The organism is Ewingella allii, assembly GCF_044430645.1.
Taxonomy (GTDB): Bacteria; Pseudomonadota; Gammaproteobacteria; order Enterobacterales; family Enterobacteriaceae; genus Ewingella; species Ewingella allii.
The window spans coordinates 96,718-111,557 of sequence record NZ_JAWUDN010000007.1 but is presented as its reverse complement, the minus strand read 5'-3'; the positions used below and the strand labels follow the sequence as shown (position 1 = coordinate 111,557).

At 50.1% G+C, this 14,840-nt stretch carries 18 protein-coding genes; 12 read left to right on the top strand and 6 right to left on the bottom strand.

The window, feature by feature from the left end:
- Positions 1-33 precede the first annotated feature (33 nt).
- Positions 34-1,278 (bottom strand): tryptophan permease, encoded by a 1,245-nt coding sequence (gene mtr / locus SBO83_RS15740; protein ID WP_396132179.1) that lies wholly within the window; start codon positions 1,276-1,278, stop codon positions 34-36.
- Between the two features lie 240 nt (positions 1,279-1,518).
- Here mtr and SBO83_RS15735 point away from each other — a divergent pair, with 240 nt between their 5' ends.
- From SBO83_RS15735 to SBO83_RS15725, 3 genes are all read left to right on the top strand, one after another.
- The gene (locus SBO83_RS15735; RefSeq protein WP_396132178.1) at positions 1,519-1,812 is read left to right on the top strand and encodes an I78 family peptidase inhibitor; all 294 of its coding nucleotides are present in this window, start codon (positions 1,519-1,521) and stop codon (positions 1,810-1,812) included.
- A gap of 171 nt (positions 1,813-1,983) precedes the next feature.
- Complete coding sequence (locus SBO83_RS15730) at positions 1,984-2,208, top strand: hypothetical protein (RefSeq protein ID WP_396132264.1); 225 nt, start codon at positions 1,984-1,986, stop codon at positions 2,206-2,208.
- Positions 2,209-2,262: 54 nt separating this feature from the next.
- Positions 2,263-2,829 (top strand): helix-turn-helix transcriptional regulator, encoded by a 567-nt coding sequence (locus SBO83_RS15725; RefSeq protein ID WP_396132177.1) that lies wholly within the window; start codon positions 2,263-2,265, stop codon positions 2,827-2,829.
- Here SBO83_RS15725 and SBO83_RS15720 read toward each other — a convergent pair.
- Positions 2,814-3,413 carry a LysE family transporter gene (locus SBO83_RS15720; protein WP_396132176.1) on the bottom strand — a complete coding sequence of 200 codons (600 nt, stop codon included), beginning with the start codon at positions 3,411-3,413 and terminating at the stop codon, positions 2,814-2,816. The genes SBO83_RS15725 and SBO83_RS15720 overlap by 16 nt on opposite strands.
- A complete protein-coding gene (locus SBO83_RS15715; protein WP_396132175.1) occupies positions 3,410-4,009 on the bottom strand; it encodes a GNAT family N-acetyltransferase in 600 nt (199 codons plus the stop codon). Before SBO83_RS15715 ends, SBO83_RS15720 begins: the two co-directional genes overlap by 4 nt.
- 322 nt (positions 4,010-4,331) lie before the next feature.
- Here SBO83_RS15715 and SBO83_RS15710 point away from each other — a divergent pair, with 322 nt between their 5' ends.
- On the top strand, positions 4,332-4,736 hold the full coding sequence (locus SBO83_RS15710) for a (R)-mandelonitrile lyase (RefSeq protein WP_396132174.1): 405 nt from the start codon (positions 4,332-4,334) through the stop codon (positions 4,734-4,736).
- Here the strand turns inward: SBO83_RS15710 and SBO83_RS15705 are convergent, their stop codons facing one another.
- On the bottom strand, positions 4,737-5,417 hold the full coding sequence (locus SBO83_RS15705) for a DsbA family protein (protein ID WP_396132173.1): 681 nt from the start codon (positions 5,415-5,417) through the stop codon (positions 4,737-4,739).
- A 137-nt stretch (positions 5,418-5,554) separates the two neighbouring features.
- On the bottom strand, positions 5,555-5,929 hold the full coding sequence (locus tag SBO83_RS15700; RefSeq protein WP_353504080.1) for a winged helix-turn-helix transcriptional regulator: 375 nt from the start codon (positions 5,927-5,929) through the stop codon (positions 5,555-5,557).
- A 103-nt stretch (positions 5,930-6,032) separates the two neighbouring features.
- On the opposite strand from SBO83_RS15700, the gene SBO83_RS15695 reads away from it, so the two are divergent.
- The 8 genes from SBO83_RS15695 (at position 6,033) to SBO83_RS15660 (ending at position 13,661) form a co-directional block, all read left to right on the top strand.
- Entirely contained in the window at positions 6,033-7,154 is a 1,122-nt protein-coding gene (locus SBO83_RS15695; protein ID WP_396132172.1) for an NADH:flavin oxidoreductase, read from the top strand.
- A gap of 469 nt (positions 7,155-7,623) precedes the next feature.
- Positions 7,624-9,453 (top strand): phospholipase effector Tle1 domain-containing protein, encoded by a 1,830-nt coding sequence (locus tag SBO83_RS15690; protein WP_396132171.1) that lies wholly within the window; start codon positions 7,624-7,626, stop codon positions 9,451-9,453.
- Positions 9,444-10,094 (top strand): DUF2931 family protein, encoded by a 651-nt coding sequence (locus SBO83_RS15685; RefSeq protein ID WP_353504083.1) that lies wholly within the window; start codon positions 9,444-9,446, stop codon positions 10,092-10,094. Before SBO83_RS15690 ends, SBO83_RS15685 begins: the two co-directional genes overlap by 10 nt.
- A gap of 48 nt (positions 10,095-10,142) precedes the next feature.
- Entirely contained in the window at positions 10,143-10,820 is a 678-nt protein-coding gene (locus SBO83_RS15680; protein ID WP_396132170.1) for a DUF2931 family protein, read from the top strand.
- Between the two features lie 48 nt (positions 10,821-10,868).
- Positions 10,869-11,531 (top strand): DUF2931 family protein, encoded by a 663-nt coding sequence (locus SBO83_RS15675; protein ID WP_396132169.1) that lies wholly within the window; start codon positions 10,869-10,871, stop codon positions 11,529-11,531.
- 48 nt (positions 11,532-11,579) lie between these two features.
- Positions 11,580-12,251 (top strand): DUF2931 family protein, encoded by a 672-nt coding sequence (locus SBO83_RS15670; protein WP_396132168.1) that lies wholly within the window; start codon positions 11,580-11,582, stop codon positions 12,249-12,251.
- A 48-nt stretch (positions 12,252-12,299) separates the two neighbouring features.
- On the top strand, positions 12,300-12,950 hold the full coding sequence (locus tag SBO83_RS15665) for a DUF2931 family protein (protein ID WP_396132167.1): 651 nt from the start codon (positions 12,300-12,302) through the stop codon (positions 12,948-12,950).
- A gap of 48 nt (positions 12,951-12,998) precedes the next feature.
- Positions 12,999-13,661 carry a DUF2931 family protein gene (locus tag SBO83_RS15660; protein WP_396132166.1) on the top strand — a complete coding sequence of 221 codons (663 nt, stop codon included), beginning with the start codon at positions 12,999-13,001 and terminating at the stop codon, positions 13,659-13,661.
- A 97-nt stretch (positions 13,662-13,758) separates the two neighbouring features.
- Here the strand turns inward: SBO83_RS15660 and gap are convergent, their stop codons facing one another.
- The gene (gene gap / locus SBO83_RS15655; protein ID WP_396132165.1) at positions 13,759-14,769 is read right to left on the bottom strand and encodes a type I glyceraldehyde-3-phosphate dehydrogenase; all 1,011 of its coding nucleotides are present in this window, start codon (positions 14,767-14,769) and stop codon (positions 13,759-13,761) included.
- Positions 14,770-14,840 lie beyond the last annotated feature (71 nt).

Genomic DNA, 14,840 nt, shown 5'->3' with positions numbered 1-14,840 from the left:
ATCTAAGATCCGCGCCCATTTTTGCTTTTAGTTTTAACGGTATACCGGCAGCCAGTTGAGGCTGGAGAGAATATGCACCGTGGCGTTGAGTACGCCAAACAGCAGCACTAAAACAATCATCGGCTTGCCACCCCAGACGCGATAACGCGGGCTGCCAAAACGCAGGCGCGAGGCGCGAGCCATCAGCGCCGGGACAATCACCGCCCAGATGGTTGCCGCTAAACCGGCGAATCCTATGGCGTAGATAAAGCCGTCAGGGTAGATCACGCCGCCAATGATTGGCGGGACGAAGGTGATCAGCGCGGTTTTGAAGCGTCCGGTTTTGCTGTCATCAAACTTGAACAGGTCGGCCAAATAGTCAAACAGCCCCAGCGTCACCCCAAGGAAGGAACAGGCCACGGCGAAGTTGGAGAAGATGGTTAGCAGTAAATCCAGCCCGGCGCTGTTCAGCACTTGGCTCAGCGACTGCACCAACACGTCAATATTGCCGCCGCGCTCGGCGATGCCGATAAACTCAGGGCGGGGGATATTGCCCATGGTGCCAAGCATCCAAATCACGTACAGACCCAGCGCCATCAGGGTGCCGAGCAGCACGCACTTCTGGATGGTTTTCGGGTCCTTACCGTAGTACTTCATCAGGCTCGGCACATTGCCGTGATAGCCAAACGACGCCAGACAGAACGGCAGCGTGGCTAAGAGGTAAGGCAGGTAGCTGGGGTTCACTTCCACACTATTGAGCAGATTGACCGGCTTGATGTGCCACAGCAAACTGCCAAACGTCAGGAAGAAGGCGATAATTTTGGCACCCAGCACGATGGCCGTCATGCGGCTTACCGCGCGAGTACTCAGCCAGACAATAAAGGCTACCGCCAGCGCGGTGAGCAGGCCGCCCAGACGCGGGGAGAAGCTGACGGACATTTCGCGCAGGGTGTGCTGGATCACCGAGCCGCTGGCCGAGATATAGGCGTAGGTCAGAATGTACAGCACGAAGGCGATGGTGATGCCGTTGATGCGATTCCACGCGTTGCCCAGCAGGTCTTTGGTCACGGTATTGAAACTGGAGCCGATAGGGTAATTCAGGTTGGCTTCAAGGATCATCAAACCCGAGTGCAGCATGCAAAACCAGGTGAAAACCAGCGCGGCCACTGACCAGAAAAACCAAGCACCGGACATCACGACGGGAAGAGAAAACATGCCTGCGCCAATGATGGTGCCGCCAATAATCATTGCGCCACCCATCACAGAGCGGGGGGAAGTGTCGACGGACTGCGTCGCCATGGTGCGGTTCCTTATGCAAAAACAGAGCGCTATAAAATGTTATTTCCAGGGCAATTCGCCGGTGGAATATCGCGTTAAGCGCCGCAATATAGTGCATAACTCACCAAATGTACATTGTGAACTAGTTCAGTGATACGGCGTTTCACCAGAACTTTTCATAGATTTTCCTATGGACTGCGCCAATGCGTATGTCTAAATTCATTGGGTGAATTTATTTTTTCAAACCTTGAGTCTTTTATAATGAAAATCAAACTATTGCTCGTCGCTTCTCTGGCTACTTTCGCACTGACTGCCTGTCAAAACCACGGGGAAACCGCAAAGCAGGAGGACGCTGTACAACAGCCGGACACCTGTAATGCGGCATCTTTTAAATATTTAATCGGCAAACCTTCCTCTACGCTGGACGGCATGCGCTTCGCCAAACCTATGCGCCTCATCACGCCGGGCACGGCGGTAACCATGGACTTCAATCCTGAGCGTTTGAATATCATGGCTGATGAGAAGGGCGTGATCACCAGTCTGCACTGCTCTTAAAAGTAAAACCGCTCTCCCGAGTGACACCCGAGATCTGATAGGCTGCCCCAGCGCAAGCAAAGGGGGATTGCGCTATGCGTTAATGAATTGGATGAGAACCAGTAAGGAAAGAACGTGAATGAGCGTTGACTGATGTCAACACTGTGTTTAGAGTACATTTCACGTAGGCCAATGAAGGCGCATCCTAATAAACATATTCAAGCAGCCATTGAATATGCCTTAACACGAGGCTGGGTTTGGGTGGCACCGGGTAGCTCGGCGCACTGTTTTTGTAAGTTGCGCTGCGGAAATCCCTTATGTGACCATCGGGACCATGCAATGAGTATATGGTCGACGCCGAAAAGTGCTGAAAACCACGCTCACCAAATAGTGCGTATGGTAAACCGCTGCTCTTAATTGCATAACGTAGTCAGGGCGAGAACTTCGCCCTTTTTGACCGCTGGAGGTCTTATGCCACTCTACAATTTCACTCTTATGCTCTCTGGCGTGACCTATCAAACTGAAGGTTTGGAAGACGCGCTTTACCGCAGCAACTGTGATGATGCGCTAATCAGCGCCTTTGGTCGCTCGGTTTATCTTGATTTCGACCGAGAAGCTGAGTCGCTCGACGCCGCCATCGCCTCTGCGGTTGGAGATGTGGAATCGGCAGGCATAGGCGCAGTTGTGGAATCCGTGGATTCTGCTCTGGTCGGGTTAAGTGATATTGCAGAACTGACCGGCATGACGCGTCAAGCCATCGCCTTACTCAAAGATGGCTCGCGCGGAGGCGGTGATTTCCCTTGCCCAATCCAGCGTATTAAAGGGCAATCTCCCCTGTGGGACTGGGCCGAGGTGGCTTTGTGGCTTGAGAGAAATGGGCGTCTGGTTGGCAATGAAACGCTGGTGGCGAATGCAAGAACGCTGAGTAAGTGGAATTTGGCACTGCGCGCCTCGGCTTTTAAGGATGTCGCTGAGATTGAGAAAATAACCCATCAACTTTTAGCCAGCAGAAAGCAGTACAGTTACCAATCCAAATAAGGCCAAATCGTAAACACCAGCAGTAACGAACCACCGCCAATGTCGATCACTTTCTTCAATTTGCGGGTGCTAATTTTGGCTGCGGAGCGTATCAGCATCTGTCCGGCGAAGAGTAACCACAGGGCCATCACCGCGACGTGAATCGACGCCAATACCAGATAACTCCACGGGGTTGCGCCACCGCCCGCGAAGGCGGGCACCACGGTGAGATACAGCATTATGGCTTTGATATTTAGCACGTTGGCTAAGTAAGCTTCTTTGATGCCGGTTGCACGGCTGCCGGAGGTGAAAGCCAAATCCTTGGCGTTCAGGCCACTGCGGATCAGTCGAATTCCCAAATAGAGAAGATATGCCGTGCCGGCAATTTTGATGGCATTCATCAAAGCAGGATAGGCCACGATAAGTCGCGTGATGCCAAGTCCGGCCAACAGGGCGTGGGTGTAGATCCCCAGCAGCGTGCCAAGAATAATTCGTCCGGTGCCGCGCATTCCCTGTTGAACGGCGTTGTTCATCGCTAAGGTAAAACTGGCCCCCGGCGAGAGAGCCACCGGCAGGATCGCCAGCGCGAAGCCGAGCAGATTCATCCGCCAACCGCGCCAAAATTCTGCAATTTGCTGTGCAGATTGCTGCGCACCTCAGGCCATTCCTCATCAATAATGCTAAATCGCACCGAGTTACGTTTACGGCCGTTTGGCATGATGCGCTCGTGACGCACAATCCCTTCCTGCTTAGCACCTAAGCGCAAAATGGCATTGCGCGACTTCTCATTCAGCTCATCTGTGGTGAACTGCACCCGCACGCAGTTCATCTCCTCGAAGGCGTGGGTGAGCAGCAGCAGTTTGGCCTCGGTATTGGCGTAGGTTCGCTGCCACGAGGCCGACAGCCAGGTGTGGCCGATTTCCAACTTGCGATTTTGAGGATCAATCTTCCACAGGCGGGTCGAGCCTATCGGCTTGCCGCTGGCAATCTCTTCAATCACGAACGGCAGCACCGTGCCCGCATTGCGGCCGGTGATCGCGATATTGATGTACTGCGCGACAGTATCTGGCGACGGAATATGGGTCAATTGCATATTCCACAATTCACCGTCTGAGGCGGCAAGCAGCAGGGCATCGGCATCTTGTTCTGTCAGGGGGCGAAGGCGGATTTTCTGACCGATCAGCGAAACGGGATTATTCATCTACGCAGGTTGCCTCATTTTATTAGCGGGGGGAGTGCTTGATTTCACTCTAAAAGATACGCGCTGGGCAGGCATTTCTCCAGCACGTATAATTAAAATGAATTTATGAATAGAAATCATTAATGCTGCGCAAGAATGTTGCCACCATTGGTATGAGCTTATGAGTTTTCCTCATTAATCCGCGCCAACGGCCTGTGCGATATTGATGAATTAGGCTTATAGCCGTTTGCAGATTTAGGCCGTAGTCGCGGGCAATGGATCTCTGTAACGTTGAATCACATCAGCACGGCCTCTTTTAGCAGATACTTTTCAGGAGCAAAGCATGAAGATCTTACGCAACGGTTCACAGCCATCGAAGGCCGGTCCGGCAGACTATTTCACCGGCAAAGTGCGGATTGACGCCCCTTTTCAGGCGACCGAACCGGCGCGGGTTGGTGGGGCGACGGTGACTTTTGAACCCGGCGCACGCACCGCGTGGCATACCCATCCCTTAGGCCAGACGCTGATTGTCACCCAAGGCCGTGGCTGGGTTCAAAAATGGGGTCACGAGGTGGAAGAGATACATCCGGGAGATATCGTTTGGATCCCTGAAGGAGTGAAACACTGGCACGGCGCAACCAGTGCGACAGCAATGACGCACATCGCCATTGCTGAATCACTCAACGGCAGCCCGGTCGAGTGGCTGGAGAAAGTCACTGACGAGCAGTACCCGGCGAAATCGGCCTAATTAACCGGCGGCGGTTCTCACTTTCTCATTGATGGCCGCGACCAGCGCCTGCGGGTCAACATAAAGGGGTTTGCCGCTGATCTGCTCATAACGATCGCCCGTCTGCACCAGCAACAGAGGTACGCCTCTGACTGCCAATTTATCCATCAGCGCCTGGGTGGTCTGGGTTCGCCGATGAGTTTGTTCAGCCAGCGCTTCGTCGTGAGCCAGACGCAGGGCAAAGTCGCTGGCATCTAGCTCATAACCCGCCGCCTGCACGTGCTGCGCGGCAATGTTGGCAACCACTTGGGGAGCCGAAGTGTCTTGCCCGTTCACATAACGCTCGTGCTGTAAGTGATGCAAAACTTGTGTTTCTAATGTGGCGTCGAGCTGGCGAATGGCCGTCAGCGCGCGGTTCATCGCCTGAGAATCAAAACGCCCATCCGTGCTCATCAGGATCTGATTAAAGTATTTTTCGCTAAATACCTGACCCGTCAGTGACTCAATGCGCTGATCGTTGGTCCACGCATGGGTGGCCAATGACGGTGACATCTCTCGCGCCCCGGTATCAGAGAACAGGCCGCTTGGCATCAACTCTAACTGCTGTGTAAAGGCCGCCGCGAGGCTGGCTAATGCCGGCGCGCTGGCGTAACACCAGCCGCAAAGTGGGTCAAAAATATACAGTAATTTAAAGTCTTGCATCGCGCCTTTCTCTCGTCACCCGTCATATGCGCCACTTTATTAGATTCAAAATGCGAGATAAACCCTCATCTGGTTGACGATTTGTTGCATAAATCGAACAAATACAGCCAATGAATAGGGCTGATAAAGTGGCATTTTTACTCTTCTTCGGCATTTAAATCGAATTTCTGCCGGGCTTTTTCCACCTCGGGCAGATAGCTGATCGTCCAGTTGAAGAGCGCGCCGAACGGCTCTTTCAATGTGCGTCCCAAGGGGGTTATGTGATATTCCACCGCGATAGGCGAGGCGGTGATCACCTTGCGATCCACAATGCCGTTGCGCTGAAGTCTGCGCAGGCTTTGCGTTAGCGCCTTCTGAGTAATGCCATCTAACTGGCGCTTAATTGTATTAAATCGTAACGGCTGCTCGCACAGGGCACTGAGGATCAGCACGGACCATTTATCCGCAATCTGGTCCAACAGCAGTCGGTGCGGGCAATCCTTGGTTGCGCAGGGGGCTTTTTGAATCGACACAGTGGTTTCCTTAACGATACCTGGTAGCGTTTTGGTGCCTGATTGACACTAGGTATACATAATATACCCTCAGCTTTGCTAACCACATAGAGAGAATTCAATCATGAGCCAAGCGAATGTAGATGCCCTATTTCAGCCTTTCCAGTTAAAAAAACTGACGTTAAAAAACCGTATTGTGATGGCGCCAATGACCCGCTCTTTCTCGCCCAACGGCGTGCCGGGCGATAACGTGGCGGCTTACTATCAGCGCCGCGCGGCGGCGGATGTCGGATTAATTCTGTCCGAAGGGACGGTGATTGACCGCCCGGCGTCGCGCAATGATGCCAATATCCCTTTCTTCCACGGCGAAGAGGCGCTGACAGGCTGGAAAAAGGTGATTGACGAGGTTCACGCCGCCGGAGGCAAGATGGGGCCGCAGCTGTGGCATACCGGCTCCGTTGCCAGCTTTATGACCGAATGGGTACCCGAGGCGCCGGTAGAAAGCCCTTCAGGGCTGATTGGGCCGGGCCAGCCGCGTGGAGAGATCATGAGCGAAGAGGCGATTGCCGATACCATCGCTGCTTTCGCAAAGGCCGCCGCAGACGCCAAACGCTTAGGTTTTGACGTCGCCGAAATCCACGGCGCGCACGGCTATCTCATCGACCAATTCTTCTGGGCGGCGACCAACCTGCGCACCGACAGCTTCGGCGGCGCGACGCTAAAACAGCGTTCTCGCTTCGCCGCCGAGGTGGTGAAAGCCATGCGCGAGGCCGTAGGGCCAGACTTCCCGCTGATCCTGCGCGTCAGCCAGTGGAAGCAGCAGGACTATGCCTTCCGCCTGACGACTACCCCTGATGAAATGACCGACTGGCTGTTGCCGCTGGTCGAGGCGGGCGTGGATATATTGCACTGCTCGCAGCGCCGATTCTGGGAGCCAGAGTTCCCTGAGATTGATGGGGAGTCCGGTCTGAACTTCGCGGGTTGGGCCAAGAAATTGACAGGCGCTGCGACCATCAGCGTCGGCTCGGTCGGCCTGTCGAATGACTTTATGGGCTCCTTCACTGGCGAAGGCGCGCAGCCCGCCAGCCTCGACAACCTGCTACAACGCCTGGAACGCGACGAGTTCGACTTAATCGCCGTCGGCCGCGCGCTGCTCAGCGACCCGCACTGGGTCATCAAAATCCGCAACGGCAATCAGGACCAACTGCACGACTTTGACGCCGCGAGTTTGGGTGTGCTGGTTTAAGTAAAATCGAGCAAAAAGGGTTAGTTCTAGCTTATCTTAAACCAGCCTAAGTCCAGACTTTGCTGACATTCCAGCCAGAGAATATAGGATATATTCTCTGGCCTTCATCTTGCTTAATCGACGCGGCGCTATGTCATCCTCCCACCCGCCAGCTTCTCGCCGCCGGGCCAGATATTGCGGCGCGCTGACAGGAAATCTTAGTGGGGAACCCCCTGTAACTCAATAATGAAAAGTAACCTTTGGCGAAACGCTAGCCATGGGTAAAATGAGCGCGGAATAACCATATAAAAAAGGAAATTAATATGGATACGCTGCGTCACAGCAGGAGCACGCCTGCCCATTGGCTGGAAATCGTTCAATCTGGCCCTTCAATTTATCAGCCTCTTTCTCATAGCCTGCGGCTCAACGACCCCCATTCGGCGGCAAAAAACCTTGTTTCAAGCTTCACTCCGCCTTGGAGGATGCGCTAATGACAATAGGTTATTATCTGGTCGTCGAGGACGAAACTACCTGTGGCGGTATCATTCTGGAGGGGGATTTTACCCACACGCTGTTTGGCAGAGCGGTGGCAAGGGAAGAGGATAGGGTTAGCTGCGGCAAGCACCCCGGCACTTACATCATTGTGGGGCACATTCCCCATGACACCATTAACGGCCGCAAATTTGCCGGTACGCTGCACAGTAGAAGTAGCTGCCCGTGCAATGCAGAATTCATTCCATCAATGGTGAATGACACCTATGAATTTATTGGCGAAGAAACGGCGGCGAAGAGCACAAGCGCAGATCCGGAGCAGCGCGGACAGGCTGCAAAGAAACCGAAACGCGAAATTACCCTAACCCTCGGCGTGTTCTTTGATGGTACGGGGAATAATGCCAACAATACCGACGCGCGTCTCAAGGCATGTAGTGCAGAGCATTATGAGATGAGCAGCGCTGATGCGATATCCTCGTTACAGCAGTGTGTCAAAATTACGCATGGGCTAAGTGGTATCTCGGCTGGTAGCCATCTTGGGTATTACACCAATGTATATTGGCTTAACACGTTATATAACCAAAAACTTGAAGTTGATTCTGGCACCGGACAGCAGGCGATTTATATCGAAGGTATTGGAACAGAATCAGGTGCAGGAGACAGTTCTTACGGAATGGGGACTGGAGCAGGAGATACTGGCGTTATTAAGAAAACCGACAAGGCCATAACAAACTTAATTGACGGTATAAGAGGGTATTTTACAAACCACCGTGTTGCACGCTCTTGCATCATAAAAGAGCTGCAGTTCGATATTTTTGGCTTTAGCCGTGGTGCCGCCGCAGCTCGGCATTTTGCCAATCGCGTGTTCTCTCAAGACCCTCAAATTATAGCCGCGATAAAAGCGGGATTAGGCAATGTTGAGTTAAATGGCACTCCGGGAGGTAAAACCCGGTTTATTGGCATTTTTGATACCGTGGCGGCCATCGGCACGCCCGAAAATGGCTTTAACCCTCATACAGCGGATACAGGCGATGTGAATATCGCTCTGCGTCCCGGTGTAGCAGAAAAAGTCTTCCATATTACTGCCCAGCACGAGTGCCGATTTAACTTTGCGCTCAACAGTGTGAAGCCCGCATGGCCAGAAGTAGAGTTACCCGGAGCCCATTCCGATATAGGAGGGGGTTATAACCCGGTGGAATACGAAGCTTATTTTCTGACTCGACCGCAGTTTGAAACCGTTCCCTTCTCAACTGACGATACTCAGACAAGGGTTTATCAGCAAACAGTGCAACAGCTCAAAGAGATGAATCAATTCCCGGCTATTAATTCAATTTGTCAGAATGTCGAAATAGACGTTAAAACTTGGCATGACGACAGGATGCCTGCTGACCATTACGGCAGATTACAAAAACGAAGCGCCGCGGCCTTGACTCTCGAGCGAACCACCTACAATTACTGGTCAAAAGTAAGCCTGCGAGTGATGCTGGATGCTGCACAAGAGGCGGGGGTGAAATTCGATCCTATACGGGAAACAAATTTAAAACTAAGACTACCGATAGAACTCGATGCATTATGCCAGAAGGCTTTGCGTCTTGGTAAAGCAGTGCGTAACGGTGAAACACGCTATGTTTTTACTTCGCCGGAACTTAACGTATTAGCCAAAAAATACCTTCACTGTTCAGCCAACTGGAATAGCGTAATTAAAGATGAACAAGGTCTACCAATTGGGGCTGTGAAGCCTGCGAAGCTAGTCAATTTTACCAATCGTCCAGACGAACAGTGGTGCCGGACGGCTTACAATATGGATGGAAAAAAAATATGGAAATAACACGTCTGGCAGTTTTGCTGCCACTACTAACAATAATGGGCTGCCATGCTACAAATCTTGAAGATAACCCGCCCAAAGCTAGGGAGTGGCGCTTTAATTTTTTCACTCCCAAGGCGCTACCTGCACTCGTTACCTTTGTTGCAATTCTTGATATTAATCAGATTGATTATCGATTCAACACCTTAGATAGTACTGCGTCTCTAGATAAGGTTATTGGTAAGTGGAATGATCAATCAAGAGCACCCGGTGGGCATTGGAATAGGATCAAAGCTCCTCCTGAGGTTATGATATTTTGCTGGGACTCGATCATTGATAAAAAGGTTTATGAAACTCACATCTCTTTTCCCCAATCAATTCAGGACAAAATGTCTAGACCCAGTGAATTAAAGGATTATGCAGGTAACACAGCTTATTATGACACTATGCAAATTGGTTTAGCCCCTGAAGGGAAGGTTGCTGTTTGGCTGCGGGGGATAGGAACTGAGCCTAATTACCGTGTTACGCCCTCAACTCTAAAAACCCTTTCCGGTGACCAGCTAAATATTTGCAAAGGAATCACCGATAGTGATTTTTCATATGGATATGATCAAGACATAAAAGATTTCATCAAAGGCAAAACTTACCCCTATGGGAATTGGTGAGACGTAATTGCGGCCAAGAGAGCCGCTTAAAATGGATGGTAAAGGTATATGGAAATAATACCGATGGCTGGGCTTGTTTCTGCATTGATTCTGACTGGCTGTCAGAGTACAGGGCAAGATAATTCAACTTCTGAAGTCAGCAAATATGCAACTCCCTATGGAGAGTGGAAATTCGATTTTTTTACCCCTAAATTACTGTCTGCTGTAGTGACTCATGTCAAGTTGATTGATACCGATGGTTATGTTTATGAGTTTAATACTATCGATAAAACTCAATCAGACCCAGAGGTCGTGGGGACTTGGAATGATTTTACGCGGAGTAACTTTGTCTCAATCAATTACAACAAGGCTAAATACCCGCCACATTTTATGGTTTTTTGCTGGGACTCGATAATAGACAAAAAGGTGTATGAAACTTATTTAACATTCAAGCAACCGATTTGGGAGAAAATGATCACTCCTGCCGCTCATAAAGATTCGTATGGGCGTATAACCTATTACAAAACGATGGTTATTGGCCTTGCACCCGAGGGGAAAGTCGCTGTTTGGTTGCAAGATGTTGACGATCATCCCAACTATCGCGTTACACCTACAGCCATAAAAACTCTTTCCGGTGACCAGCTAAATATTTGCAAAGGAATCACCGATAGTGATTTTTCATATGGATATGATCAAGACATAAAAGATTTCATCAAAGGCAAAACCTACCCCTACGGGAATTGGTGAGACGTAATTGCGGCCAAGAGGGCCGCTTAAAATGGAGGGTAGAGATATATGGAAATAACACGTCTGGCTGTGCTTCTTTCGGCATTAATTATAACGGGATGTCAAAGCGCCGTTGAAGCCAATACTATTAATTCAGAAAGGGCTGCTCCAGAAGAGTGGTACTTTACTTTTATCACTCCCAAAGCTCTGCCAGCTTTAGTGACTTATGCCATTGTTATGGACACCAAAGGCAACGCTTATAGCTTTAAAACCCTCGATAAGACACATACAGGCCCAGAAATAGTGGGAAGCTGGGGAGATAGGCCTCGTAATCCGCCTGGATACTGGAACAAAATTCAAAATCCACCTAAACACCTTATTTTTTGTTGGGACTCCATCATCGATAAAAAGGTTTATGAAACCCGCCTGTCCTTTTCTGCCTCCCTTGATGAAAAAATGAGGAAGCCCGCTGGACATAAAAATTATCGTGGCTTGGAAGTGTATTACGACATGATGACAATTGGTCTGGCTCCAGAGGGAAAAGTGACTGTCTGGCTGCAAGATGTGGGTAAGTATCCCAATTACCACGTTACACCTTTAGCCATAGAAACACTTTCAGGTGACCAGCTAAATGCATGTAAAGGTATTACCCGATTTTCTAATGGCTATGAATATGGAGAAGACACAAAGGCTTTCATCAGAGGAAAAACCTACCCCTACGGGAATTGGTGAGATCTAATTGCGGCCAAGAGGGCCGCTTAATATGGATGGTAAAGGTATATGGAAATAACACGTCTGGCCGCAAGCTTATTGGCTTTGACATTAATAGGTTGCCAAGCTACTGCTGATAATACTCGTCCTGATGCCTCCAATCCGTTCTCACTGCCGTATGGCGAGTGGAGATTTAGTTTTGTTACCCCCAAGGCATTGCCCTCGCTAGTGACTTTCGCGTCCATTCTTGATACCGACGATATTGTTTATCAATTTAACACGCTCGATGGAACTCAGGGTAACCCTGACAGTGTAGGCGAATGGAGTCAGCATATTCGTCGCTCGTCGGTGACATGGAATAAAGCCAGGCATCCGCCTAAAGCTATGGTGTTTTGCTGGGACTCAGTTATCGATATGAAGGTATATGAAACATCGATAAGCTTCCCACAATCTGTTTGGGAAAAAATGATCACCCCTGCGGATCATAAAAATCGGCGTGGAACAAAGGTTTATTACGACACCATGATTATAGGTTTGGCACCTGAAGGAAAAGTGACGGTCTGGCTGCAAGATGTGGGTAATTATCCCAATTACCGCGTAACACCTTCATCTATAAAAACACTCTCCGGCGAACAGCTAGATATCTGTAAAGGCATTACCAAGCATCCAAATGGCTACAAATATTACGGTGAGACGCCAGATTTCATCAAAGGAAAAACCTACCCCTACGGGAATTGGTGAGATCTCATTGTGGCCAAGAGGGCTGCTTAATATGGATGGTAAAGGTATATGGAAATAATACGTCTGGTTGTGTTGATCCCACTACTAACAGTAATGGGCTGCCATGCTACAAATCTAGAAGATGCCCCGACCAAAGCTAGGGAGTGGCGCTTTAATTTTTTCACACCAAAGGCGTTGCCTGCCCTCGTCACCTTTGTCGCAATTCTTGATATTAATCAGATTGATTATCGATTCAACACATTAGACAGTACTGCGTCTCTAGATAAGGTTATTGGTAAGTGGAATGATCAATCAAGAGCACCCGGTGGGCACTGGAATAGGATCAAAGCCCCGCCTAAGCTTATGATATTTTGCTGGGACTCGATCATTGATAAAAGGGTTTATGAAACTCACATTTCATTTCCCCAATCAATTCAGGACAAAATGTCTAGACCCAGTGAATTAACGGATTATGTAGGTAACACAGCTTATTATGACACCGTGCAAATAGGTTTAGCCCCTGAAGGGAAGGTTGCTGTTTGGCTCCGAGGGATAGGAACTGAACCCAATTACCGTGTTACACCCTCAACTTTAAAAACGCTTACAGGTGAGAATTTGGAAATCTGTAAAGGCATTACCAAGCATCCAAATGGGTACAAATATTACGGTGAGACGCCAGATTTCATCAAAGGGAAAACCTATCCCTACGGGAATTGGTGAGACGTAATTGTGGCCAAGAGGGCCGCTTAAAATGGAGGGTAGAGATATATGGAAATAACACGTCTGGCAGGGCTTCTTTCAGCATTAATTATCACTGGCTGTCAGAGGGCCGTTGAAGCCAATACTATTAATTCAGAAAGGGCTGCTCCAGAAGAGTGGTACTTTACTTTTATCACTCCTAAGGCTCTGCCAGCTTTAGTGACTTACGCCATTGTTATGGATACCAAAGGCAACGCCTATAGTTTTAAAACTCTCGATAAGACACATACAGGCCCGGAAATAGTAGGAAGCTGGGGAGATAGGCCTCGTAATCCGCCTGGATACTGGAACAAAATTCAAAATCCACCTAAACACCTTATTTTTTGTTGGGACTCCATCATCGATAAAAAGGTTTATGAAACCCGCCTGTCCTTTTCTGCCTCCCTTGATGAAAAAATGAGGAAGCCCGCAGGACATAAAAATTATCGTGGCTTGGAAGTTTATTACGACATGATGACAATTGGTCTGGCTCCAGAGGGAAAAGTGACTGTCTGGCTGCAAGATGTTGGTAAGTATCCCAATTACCACGTTACACCTTTAGCCATAGAAACACTTTCAGGTGACCAGTTAAATGCATGTAAAGGTATTACCCGATTTTCTAATGGCTATGAATATGGAGAAGACACAAAGGCTTTCATCAAAGGCAAAACCTACCCCTACGGGAATTGGTGAGACGTAATTGCGGCCAAGAAGATCGCTTAAAATGGATGGTTTTACAGTTAGCAAAAGGCCCGCACAATGGCGGGCCAGAACTGTTCTTCACGCTGGATTACAAACCTCGCTGGTCCATCAGCACGGCTAAATCCACCAGACGGTTTGAGAAGGCCCATTCGTTGTCATACCACGCGAGGATCTTCACCAGATTGCCGCCAATCACCAGCGTGGACAGTCCGTCGATAATCGACGAGCGCGCATCACCCTGATAATCGCTCGACACCAGCGGCTCATCGCTGTAGCCCAAAATCCCTTTCAGTGGCCCGGATTCTGCGGCTTTGCGGAAGGCGTTATTCACTTCTTCAGCAGTTACATCGCGTTTTAGCGTCACGGTCAGGTCAACGATGGAAACCACTGGCACCGGCACGCGCAGTGAGTAGCCGGTCAGGCGTCCGTCCAGCTCAGGAATGACTTTACCCAAGGCTTTGGCCGCGCCGCTGGAGTAAGGAACAATCGACAGCGCCGCCGCACGTGCGCCGCGCAGGTCTTTCTCCGGCTGGTCATGCAGTGCCTGACTGTTGGTGTAGGCATGAGTGGTGTTCATCAGGCCGTGCTCAATGCCGAAGCTTTGATGCAGGACCTGCGCCGCCGGGGCCAGACCGTTGGTAGTGCAACTGCCGTTGCTGACAATCTTGTGCTGCGCCGGGTCATATTTTTCATGGTTAACGCCCATCACCACGGTGATGTCATCGTCTTTGCCCGGCGCGGAGAGGATCACGCGCTTGGCGCCGCCTTTGGTGATGTGCACTTCGGCTTTGGCTTTTTCGGTGAAGAAGCCGGTGGATTCAATGACCAGTTCGACGCCAACGCTGCTCCATGGTATTGCACCCGGATCGCGCTCAGAGAAAACGCGGATCGCGTTGCCATTAACTTTCAGCTGGCCTTCGGAAGCTTCGACTTCGGCCGCGAGGGTGCCCTGCAGTGAGTCATATTTAAGAAGATGCGCGAGGGTTTTGCTGTCGGTCAGGTCGTTGATGGCCACGACTTGAAAATCGCTGCGGCCGAGCGCGGCGCGCAGAACGTTTCTACCAATACGACCAAAACCGTTAATGCCTACTTTGACCATGATGTACTCCTTGGTGAGTTGTCTGGTTTCAAAATAGTGCTTTGGCAAGTTGGCGTAAATGACAAATAAGA

Excerpts from the sequence above, each read along its gene's own strand:
- SBO83_RS15690 (WP_396132171.1), top strand. The coding sequence starts at position 7,624 with ATGACAATAGGTTATTATCTGGTCGTCGAGGACGAAACTACCTGTGGC.
- mtr (WP_396132179.1), bottom strand. The coding sequence starts at position 1,278 with ATGGCGACGCAGTCCGTCGACACTTCCCCCCGCTCTGTGATGGGTGGC.
- SBO83_RS15675 (WP_396132169.1), top strand. The coding sequence starts at position 10,869 with ATGGAAATAACACGTCTGGCTGTGCTTCTTTCGGCATTAATTATAACG.
- SBO83_RS15705 (WP_396132173.1), bottom strand. The coding sequence starts at position 5,417 with ATGCAAGACTTTAAATTACTGTATATTTTTGACCCACTTTGCGGCTGG.
- SBO83_RS15710 (WP_396132174.1), top strand. The coding sequence starts at position 4,332 with ATGAAGATCTTACGCAACGGTTCACAGCCATCGAAGGCCGGTCCGGCA.
- SBO83_RS15715 (WP_396132175.1), bottom strand. The coding sequence starts at position 4,009 with ATGAATAATCCCGTTTCGCTGATCGGTCAGAAAATCCGCCTTCGCCCC.
- SBO83_RS15725 (WP_396132177.1), top strand. The coding sequence starts at position 2,263 with ATGCCACTCTACAATTTCACTCTTATGCTCTCTGGCGTGACCTATCAA.
- SBO83_RS15685 (WP_353504083.1), top strand. The coding sequence starts at position 9,444 with ATGGAAATAACACGTCTGGCAGTTTTGCTGCCACTACTAACAATAATG.
- SBO83_RS15735 (WP_396132178.1), top strand. The coding sequence starts at position 1,519 with ATGAAAATCAAACTATTGCTCGTCGCTTCTCTGGCTACTTTCGCACTG.
- SBO83_RS15670 (WP_396132168.1), top strand. The coding sequence starts at position 11,580 with ATGGAAATAACACGTCTGGCCGCAAGCTTATTGGCTTTGACATTAATA.
- SBO83_RS15720 (WP_396132176.1), bottom strand. The coding sequence starts at position 3,413 with ATGAATCTGCTCGGCTTCGCGCTGGCGATCCTGCCGGTGGCTCTCTCG.
- SBO83_RS15680 (WP_396132170.1), top strand. The coding sequence starts at position 10,143 with ATGGAAATAATACCGATGGCTGGGCTTGTTTCTGCATTGATTCTGACT.
- SBO83_RS15665 (WP_396132167.1), top strand. The coding sequence starts at position 12,300 with ATGGAAATAATACGTCTGGTTGTGTTGATCCCACTACTAACAGTAATG.
- SBO83_RS15660 (WP_396132166.1), top strand. The coding sequence starts at position 12,999 with ATGGAAATAACACGTCTGGCAGGGCTTCTTTCAGCATTAATTATCACT.
- SBO83_RS15730 (WP_396132264.1), top strand. The coding sequence starts at position 1,984 with ATGAAGGCGCATCCTAATAAACATATTCAAGCAGCCATTGAATATGCC.
- SBO83_RS15695 (WP_396132172.1), top strand. The coding sequence starts at position 6,033 with ATGAGCCAAGCGAATGTAGATGCCCTATTTCAGCCTTTCCAGTTAAAA.
- gap (WP_396132165.1), bottom strand. The coding sequence starts at position 14,769 with ATGGTCAAAGTAGGCATTAACGGTTTTGGTCGTATTGGTAGAAACGTT.